A 2,616-nucleotide genomic window follows, 5' to 3' on the forward strand; every position below is an offset into this window, starting at 1 on the left:
AAGGAGATTAAATTGTTCTGGAATAAAAAAAGTAAAAATGAAAATAATAAAAAATATTCCAATTAATTTCAGGATAATAGCAAAGAGATTTTTTATAGTCATAGGATTGTAAAATTACGTGTAACGAGCCGAGTATTTGCGAAGAACGGGAGAGAAATTGAACGAAGTTCAAGTTCTTCCGTTCAAGCAAATTGCTCTTTTCTAAAACTAATTTAAGTTGAAGTTTTTAGAAAAGCAATTTTGCGAGCGGAAAAAGATAGGATGAAAGTTTACTTTCAGCCCGTTTTTTGCAAATACTTTGTTATCTGCAGTCGCAATTTATTTAATCCTTTGCAGTTTTAAAATAAAATCAAATTCATTTTTTTCGTATTTAGAATCAACCTTTTGCAATTCAATTATTCTGAATTTATCTATCAATTTTTTTTGATTAAAAAGTTGAAGTATTAAGTTATCTTTTTCATTACTTAATTTTATTTCGATATAATTTTCAGCCTTTGAAACCTTTTGAGTAGGTGGTTCAGAACAATAATTTGCATCGCCAAGAATAAAAGCGTCATTTTTGTGAAAATTCCAATTAATTATTTTGCAATAATCTCTTTTAAAACTTCTTGCATTTTTAAATTCAATAAATTCACTTGTATAATATTTATTTTCAGTATTGTCTGTAAACCAGGGATTTGAACTTGTATCAATTAGCTTTTTATTGGGCTGTTTAATTGTACTCTTGAAAACTTTTAAAACATTTTCTTTATTCAATTTAACGCTTTGACAAAAACTAAATATTGAAAGATGAATCACAAAAATTATTATAATTTTTTCACTAAATTTCATAGATTTTCTATTTATGTTCGGGTTTTTTTGCGATTGCAGATAACGGGTGGGGTGTTGGCGATTATGCAAAATAAAATGTATAAACCTTTGACCTTACCCTATATTTCAAATATACAAAAAAAACTAAAAAGTAAGCCTTTAATTGCATATTTGCCAACACCATGTTATCTGTAGTAGCAATTATGGTTTATATTCATTTCCTGAAACATAAAGATCAAAATCAATTGATAAATTCAAGTTACTTAATGATTTAATAATTTGGTTCGTTAAATTGGGGCCTCCAATCATTCCATTTCCATTATGAAATTCCATTGCAACTTGAATATAACCATCTGCATTTTCTATTAATTTTTTAACTCCTTCTTTATCTTTATTCAGCTCTAAAAGTAATTCACTAATTTTTGATTCAAAATCACCAGCTTTTTGATTTGGTTCAATTGTTATATTGCTAAAACTGTAAAAACCATTTCCAGATTTTCTTTTATCCCCTTTATTCCAACTTTTGGAAATGTTTAAAGTTGTCATTTTCTTTAATTCTTTGTCGCTTAATTCATCGGACGTGGCTCTAAAATAAACAGAAATATAAGGTTCTGTTGAAATTCCAGTAATTAGATTATCTTTTTCGTCAATATAAATTGCTAAATAAAATTTTTCGTCTTCAATTGGGATAAAGACAATAATTTCATCATTCTTTTTTTGAATATTGTTTATTTGTATTATTCCATTAACATAAAGAGGATTATGTATTTCTAAAATTTGTTCAGTTACTCCAAATTCTTTGTTTTCTAATTCGTTTTGGATAACTTCAATTATTTGTGCGTGAGTCATTTTGCTATTACAGATAACGAGCCGAGTATTTGCGAAGAACGGGAGAGAAGTTGAACGAAGTTCAAGTTCGTGCGTTCAAGCAAATTGCTCTTTTCTAAAACTAATTTAAGTTGAAGTTTTTAGAAAAGCAATTTTGCGTGCGGAAAAAGATAGGATGAAAGTGTACTTTCAGCCCTTTTTTTGCTAAATACTATGTTGTGTGCAGTTTTTATTGATTTTTTCTAAATAAATATGAAGTAATAATAGATAATACATTAAATATCAAGATGAAAGTGGAATAAAATAATATGGTCAAAGAACCACCACCTTTAAAATTTTCAGGATTACAAAATAGATATAAATTAAGTATCAAACTGATTGTAAATATAAATATTAGAATTCTTTTTAGTTTAAATGCGTTCTTCAAAATTCCTATTATACCCCATGTATAAACTAATAGATATAGAACGTAAAGTATATAAAATTCACCATCTGTAGGAATCATATATTTATAAAGTTATGTTTTAAAAATTGCATACAACGGGCCGAGTATTTGCGAAGAACGGGAGAGAATTTGATCGAAAGCTCAAGTTCGTCCGTTCAAGCAAATTGCTTGGCTAAAACTAATTTAGGCTTAAGTTTTTAGAAAAGCAATTTTGCGAGCGGAAAAAGTTGGGATGAAAGTTAGCTTTCAGACCGTTTTTTCGCAAATACTATCCTATGTTTGTAATTGATTATATTTAAGATATATAGCAAATAAAAAAAGAAAGAACTAAATGAGCAGATTAAGATCGTAAATACTATTAAGCATAAAGCTTCACTAACATGATAATCCCTGCTCATTTCTTGCCAAAAACCGTACAGTTTATTTGAACAAAAAGTTCGTGCTAGGATAGTAGGTTTCATTGCAAGATTAGTTCTCTCCTATAAAAATTAAATATAGAACAAATGAATGAAAAAATCAACTATTGTGGGATA

Annotated in this window: 2 protein-coding genes; both read right to left on the reverse strand. The window is 27.7% G+C overall.

Features of this window, described 5'->3' with window-relative positions:
- Positions 1-318: 318 nt before the first annotated feature.
- A complete protein-coding gene (locus IM532_RS13550; RefSeq protein WP_194184029.1) occupies positions 319-831 on the reverse strand; it encodes a hypothetical protein in 513 nt (170 codons plus the stop codon).
- Between the two features lie 180 nt (positions 832-1,011).
- Complete coding sequence (locus IM532_RS13555; RefSeq protein ID WP_194184030.1) at positions 1,012-1,659, reverse strand: DUF4279 domain-containing protein; 648 nt, start codon at positions 1,657-1,659, stop codon at positions 1,012-1,014.
- Between the last annotated feature and the right edge of the window lie 957 nt (positions 1,660-2,616).

Source organism: Faecalibacter rhinopitheci (genome assembly GCF_015234135.1).
GTDB classification, from domain to species: Bacteria; Bacteroidota; Bacteroidia; order Flavobacteriales; family Weeksellaceae; genus Empedobacter; species Empedobacter rhinopitheci.